Below are 6,323 nucleotides of genomic sequence, written 5' to 3'. Positions count from 1 at the left end.
CACTACACTTGGCGGTAACTACCTGTGGTCGGACTATCTCCGACTGAATTAGTGCCATGCCCGGCACACCTTTAAATGCCAGACAATGTCTGGCATTTTTATTTAGAATAAGATGACTAATAACGCAAATATATTGTTTGTCATATGTGTAAGAATAGAAGCCCAGATATTATCTGTACTTTCATAAATATATGCAAAGACTAGTCCTGAGCAAGCATATGGTATCATCTGTACCATTTCAAAGATATTACCTGCAAAGACTGAATTCATAACATGAATAAAGCCAAATAAGAAGGCAGAGACCACATAAGCTAAGAATCTATTATATTTACGTAGACCTGTAAAAATAACACCTCTAAAGATCAATTCTTCTCCTATTGGTGCTAAGAACCCTGTCACAAAGAACATGATGGCAGGAATACTTTTAGTGAGTGATTCTACCTGCTGCTGATTCACACTTGATGATTGATCCACAAACAGCTTAACTATACTGCTTCCAATCGCATTAGCACAAATATTGAGGAAGAATCCTAGAAAACATCCTGCAACAATAATAGAAAGCTTATTATTCATGAAATCTTTCCATTGACGTTTGATAAACTTTCTTAAAATGATTACTGCAACAAGTGCAGTAATTAAATCAACCGCAAAGTTCAGCCAGATTGTTGCAGTATTGGTGGCAACTGAAAGGTTAAATGTTAAGATTATCCATTTTACAATTGCTGTTCCGATATAGCTATTACAATAGAAGAATAATGGAAGTAAGATGACACACCCTAAAACAAGTTCCTGTCCTGAGAGTCTTCTCGTAAAACGATCAATTCTTTTTCTCATTAAATTCTCCCTTCATCGTAGAACTTATAAGCAATTTCTTTATAAAATAATGCCTGTACAGTAATATAAACAGGCTGATATGTATAAGCCGCTATTGCCGCACTTAGAATTGAACCAAGCAATCCTGCAATACCATTATCGCCAAATACGCCACCAATCATAATACTAATGATGGCACATAGAAGAATCCATCCAATAAATGAAAGATTGATTAATAATAAATCCGTGCAATGACCTTCCATTAATGTGAATGATTCCTTAAGTGCCTCAAAGCCTTTAATACCATATTCCTGATGTAAATAAGTCATCGCAAACATACGTAAATTAATCCAGATCATTACAAATGCGAAGGCAAATAACAATACAAACAACAATATGCCACTTAGTGCTGTTAGACCTGAAACAACCCCTGTAATAGGTGAAACACTATAAGGATCACTTAATAGCGCAAATAAGCCACCAAAAGAACCAAGAGAGCATACCACAATAAGTGCTACAAAAATGAATGCTATAACAAAGTTTACAAGTACTTTTACAAGATAAGTTGGTACGTATTCAATCCAGTTAACTAGACCATAGACACCATCATTATCTGATAATTCATATTCACGATCAGTAACAACTTTAAGTCCTGCAACAACATAGCCTTGTTCTACCGCAATTATTAATATAACCACAATAATATGTAAAATACTCATAATACCATTATCAGAACTCAACAGACTAGGTAATGATGAAATCGCCCCTACTATTAAGCAGATACGGGCAAGACTCGTTTTATTCACACGTGCTATTTCTCTTGCACGTTGTTTAATCATTGAAATATTCATAATTAATCCTCCTTGATCAGTTGTTCAATTAACGCGATTACTCGCTCTACATTCTTTCCATCCTGATATTTAAAGAATTTATTTTTAAATCGTTTGATATCATAATGTTCATTAGAATGTATTGCATCTGTTAACTCTTCTTCATTATAGCACAACGGACCAGGCATTTCCTTCTTATAGTCCACAAAACATCCAAGACGGTGCATATAATCCTTTAAATCAGGCACAAAGAAATACATCGGTTTATCTAGGATAGAATAATCAAAGATAATCGAAGAGAAATCTGAAATAAGTGCATCACTTACCACAAATAATTCATATGTATTTTCATGACTCATATTGAAGATACGTCCCTCTTCTTCAATAGGAATATCTTTCATAAGTGGATGATACTTATAAATAAGGACTGTGTCTTCATCAAAAGTATGAATGAATTTCTTTCCATCAAAACCAACTGCTTTGAATCCTTTATAAATATTTCCTCTAAACGTTGGTGCATAGAGTAAGATCTTCTTATTCTTAAGTTCTGGATATTTTGAATAGAAATTGTTACTGACTTCCTTTTTATAATTTTCATCAAAAAGATGATCTACTCGAGGCATACCTGTTACAAGCACATTATCTTTATCTACAGAAAAAGCCAAAGAATAAGGTTCTATCCAATAATCACTATTCGCAATGACATAGTCATAGTTATTAATAGGATATTGTCTTTTGACTGCATTGCCAAACTTCTTAATAGCTCCTGTGGCATGCCATACTTCAATGACCTTAACACCTTGTCTCTTATAATGAGAGACTACATAGTTATTGTCATTAATAAATACGATATGGGATGTATTAATCACAATAATCTGTTTAATACAGTTTAATAGATATAAGAAATCATTCCATATTGATTTTTTATCATAATGAATGAGTACTTTCTTAATAGAATAATGAGATGTATCAAGATGATTATAGATATCTAAGAAGTCATCTCTTAAAACATTGTCTTCTAATGAAACAAATGCAATCTGATTCTTTTTGATAGGAACAAGTGATACAAAGATGTTCACGAATGAAAGAATGATGTTTAATACAATTTTCTTAAGCCCCATGCTGTTCACCTAATAGAATATCAATGACACGTTTGCTGGCCTGTCCGTCTTCATGATTATTAAAACGTTCATTAAAGCCTGTTAGACGGTCATAATCAAAATCATGTGTATGAATCTTCTGAAGTAATGTATTTTCATCTGTAATGACTTCTCCAGGAAGATCTTTATAAATATCTAGATAGAAGCCTCGTAATTCATCACGATAGTTTTCTAGATCATACATATAGAAATAGATTGGTCTTTTTAATATTGCATAATCAAAAAAGACACTTGAGTAATCAGTCACTAACGCATCTGCAATTAAATACAGATCCGCAATATCTTCCTGAGGATCCACATAATAAACAAAATCTTTTACCTCATCTAGATTAAAATCATTCACAATTAAATAATGAGGTTTGAATACGACAATATATTCATCCCCTAATACTTCCTGCCATTTTTTAAAGTCAACTTCTAGTTTAAATGTATATCCCTTCATATTGAATGAATTATCACGCCATGTAGGAGCATAGAGTAAGATCTTTTTATCGTGAGGAAGATGAATTCTATTTTTAATAGTTTCTACATCTTCTTTTGTATAGTTAGATAATATATCATTTCTTGGGTAGCCTGTTTCAATGAGTCTTTCCTTATTGATTCTAAAAGATGTTTGGAAGACTTCTGTAGTAAAAGCACTTGGAGAAATCATATAGTTGTATTTAGAGACATCATTGTCATAAGTTGCACGCATTTCTTCTACAGACATGCCAGAACGATAGAATGTTGTCCCTTCTGGTACTTCAATATCATGAGCAAGTTTCTTTAAAGGTGTACCATGCCAGGTCTGCAAGTAAACCTGGTTATCCTTCTTCAGTACATATTTAGGAAGCTTACAGTTAGAAATCCAATATTTACTTCTTGCAAGATAAAAGAAATAAGGAATACTGAAGTATTCAATAATCTTCGCATTTGGAATAGTGAGATTTTTTTCTTTATGATGCTTAATCGCATATATACAGCGATATGAGGCATATTCTTTATGTTCCGTGATATATTGGTGTAATGCTTTAGGATTATCTGTATAGCCACGACCATGGAATGATATAAATAAGATTGTATGATCATCACATGGTATGAAGCGATAAACAATTCGATATAATAAGCGAATCATTTTACCTAATATTTTCTTAATCAATTTCATGACGATAGTCTCCTTTATTAGGGTCTATTATAGTGAGAATGACTGCTCTAGTCAATCAAACCGACAGAAAGAAAAAGCTTCCTGTAAAGGAAAGCTAATTCTTTTCAAATACTGTTTCAACAACTCTCTGTGAAGAATGACCATCTTCCCAGCTACAGAACTTGTCATAGAAAGTGACATAACGGTCTGCATATTTTTCAGTGATTTCATCCATATGCTTGATTGTGTTAATGACTTCGTCTGTTGTGAATACAAGTGGGCCTGGAAGTTCTTCTTCCATATTGATATAGAAGCCTCTTAATACATCACGATATTTATCTAAATCATATGTATAGAATAACATTGGACGTTTTAAGTTAGCAAAATCAAAGAATACACTTGAATAGTCAGTAATAAGAATATCACTCATCAAATAAATTTCAGTAATATCATCATATTTACTTAAGTTAAACGCAAAACCATCTAAACCTGTCAAATCAAGAACATCTGCAATATAATAATGTGTTCTTAGGATAATGACATATTCATCTCCTAATTCTTTTCTCATCTGTTCAAGATTAAGCTTTAACTGGAACTTATAAGCACCATTACCATAATATTCATCATCTCTCCATGTTGGTGCATAGAGAATGACTTTCTTATCTAATGGAATACCTACTTTTTTCTTTAATTCTTTCGCTTTTTCTTCTTTATGAGGATCAGAGAGTAAGTCATTTCTAGGATAACCTGTATCTAACATAGTATCTCCTTCATCCTTATACATAAAGCAGCTCTTGAATATTTCACTAGAGAATGCGTTAGGCGCAATTAAATAATCCCATTCCTGTTTCTGGCGATAGAACTGTGCTTTATATGTAGGAGAAGCTGCAGTGACTTCTTCCTGGTCAAAGGCTAAACGCTTTAATGGTGTACCATGCCATGTTTCCAAGAAGACCTGTCCTTCTCTTTTACGATACCATAATGGCTGTCTTGTATTAAATACGAAGTATTTACATACAGCAAGATAGTAAGCATATTTACGTGTCATACGTTTAACAACTGTTCCACCATAAGGAAGTTTTGTCTTCGTATCATTGAGTACCCAGACAAATTCATACTGCCCTGGGAAGTTCTTAGCCAAATATTCATAAATATATTTAGGTGAATCAGCATAGCTTGCTCCACGGAATGTTTCAAACATAACTAGATTCTTCTGAATAGGTTCATTTTTATATTTATGTCTATATAAGTACTTATTCATTTCATTCTTATTCTTAAAGATCTTCTTGGCTTTAACACCAGCTAAGTGGGCTGCAATGATTTTTTGTGCTTTCTTTAAGTCATGATTCATACATGCTTTAGAAAGTCTGCGACGATAAAGAGATTTCTTTAATAGTTTTGGTTCAATGCGAGTTAATACTTCTGCCATTGTATCAAAACGTGTTGTTCTCCACTTATCATCTTCACTTCTTCTCACCTTTTTAGCAAAGAAACTAGTAAAGTAGTTAGCCATCTTCGCATTAATATAATAATGAATAGATGGATAATCCTTAGAAATCTCTAAGCAATAGTTATGCGCTTCAATAAATTCATCAAAGCGACCATCAGGATCCTTAATCTGGGATAAAGCAGGACGATTGATTGGATCATTATGTTTACGTTTGACTAGAATAGCATCTTCTACAAAAGACACATCATTCGTATATTTTAATAGTTCAACTACAAATGGTGCATCTGTATACCAGAAGAATTCTTCTTTAAAAGAAATATGATTATCTTCAATAAGTGAACGTTTAATAAGAAGGTTTAAGCATGATACATTTCTTAATGCATGTCTTGTACGAATAAGAAGATCAATCTTGAACTGTTCTGGTTCATTGTCATAAACATGTTTTTCTTGTTTTCTTTCCACTTTTACAAGACGATCATGATCCTTGTCTTTTAAGTTTCTTTCAATATTTGTTTCATCGCTCATTGTTTCATAAACTTGCTTTTTGAACCATGAAACCATTCTCTTACCTGCCACAACTTGATTATGAGACTTTTCTGCTTCTTCCATTAAAGCATTCAAACAGCCTGGTAATACATAGTCATCACTATCTAAGAAATAAACATAATCTCCCTTTGCAAGATCAAGACCCATATTTCTCTTCTTACCTACTGATGCTTCTCCTGATTCAACAAGAGTGATTGGTAAATCATATTTATGGATCTTATCCTTCACATCTTCAATAGCATCTACAATAAGAAGTACTTCATAATCAGATAATTTCTGATCCTTAATACTTTCTAAGCAGTCATATAAATAACGAATATAACGATTAAATGGTATGATAATTGATAATTTCATAATTAAACTTCCTTTCCCCATATTTAAAAAGGCAGGTTACCCTGCCC

The 6,323-nt window shown here is 32.8% G+C and carries 5 protein-coding genes; all 5 read right to left on the bottom strand.

Features of this window, described 5'->3' with window-relative positions; translation table 11 throughout:
* Window positions 1-102: 102 nt before the first annotated feature.
* The gene (locus tag ACFOZZ_RS03525) at window positions 103-834 is read right to left on the bottom strand and encodes a CPBP family intramembrane glutamic endopeptidase (RefSeq protein WP_270397305.1); all 732 of its coding nucleotides are present in this window, start codon (window positions 832-834) and stop codon (window positions 103-105) included.
* Complete coding sequence (locus tag ACFOZZ_RS03520; RefSeq protein WP_279148029.1) at window positions 834-1,664, bottom strand: DUF975 family protein; 831 nt, start codon at window positions 1,662-1,664, stop codon at window positions 834-836. The genes ACFOZZ_RS03525 and ACFOZZ_RS03520 overlap by 1 nt, the downstream gene beginning before the upstream one ends.
* Window positions 1,665-1,666: 2 nt before the next feature.
* Entirely contained in the window at window positions 1,667-2,764 is a 1,098-nt protein-coding gene (locus ACFOZZ_RS03515; protein WP_278778720.1) for a CDP-glycerol glycerophosphotransferase family protein, read from the bottom strand.
* Window positions 2,754-3,947, bottom strand: coding sequence for a CDP-glycerol glycerophosphotransferase family protein (locus ACFOZZ_RS03510; RefSeq protein ID WP_278778722.1), 1,194 nt, complete (start codon window positions 3,945-3,947; stop codon window positions 2,754-2,756). Before ACFOZZ_RS03510 ends, ACFOZZ_RS03515 begins: the two co-directional genes overlap by 11 nt.
* 94 nt (window positions 3,948-4,041) lie before the next feature.
* On the bottom strand, window positions 4,042-6,276 hold the full coding sequence (locus tag ACFOZZ_RS03505) for a CDP-glycerol:glycerophosphate glycerophosphotransferase (protein ID WP_376814710.1): 2,235 nt from the start codon (window positions 6,274-6,276) through the stop codon (window positions 4,042-4,044).
* Between the last annotated feature and the right edge of the window lie 47 nt (window positions 6,277-6,323).

Origin of the sequence: Catenibacterium sp. GCM10023432 (assembly GCF_042651925.1) — a bacterium.
In the GTDB taxonomy this organism is placed as follows: domain Bacteria; phylum Bacillota_I; class Bacilli_A; order Erysipelotrichales; family Coprobacillaceae; genus Catenibacterium; species Catenibacterium mitsuoka.
Note: the sequence above shows the minus strand (reverse complement) of the source record. Positions and strands in the feature narration are given on the sequence as shown.

Excerpts from the sequence above, each read along its gene's own strand:
- ACFOZZ_RS03525 (WP_270397305.1), bottom strand. The coding sequence starts at position 834 with ATGAGAAAAAGAATTGATCGTTTTACGAGAAGACTCTCAGGACAGGAA.
- ACFOZZ_RS03505 (WP_376814710.1), bottom strand. The coding sequence starts at position 6,276 with ATGAAATTATCAATTATCATACCATTTAATCGTTATATTCGTTATTTA.
- ACFOZZ_RS03520 (WP_279148029.1), bottom strand. The coding sequence starts at position 1,664 with ATGAATATTTCAATGATTAAACAACGTGCAAGAGAAATAGCACGTGTG.
- ACFOZZ_RS03510 (WP_278778722.1), bottom strand. The coding sequence starts at position 3,947 with ATGAAATTGATTAAGAAAATATTAGGTAAAATGATTCGCTTATTATAT.
- ACFOZZ_RS03515 (WP_278778720.1), bottom strand. The coding sequence starts at position 2,764 with ATGGGGCTTAAGAAAATTGTATTAAACATCATTCTTTCATTCGTGAAC.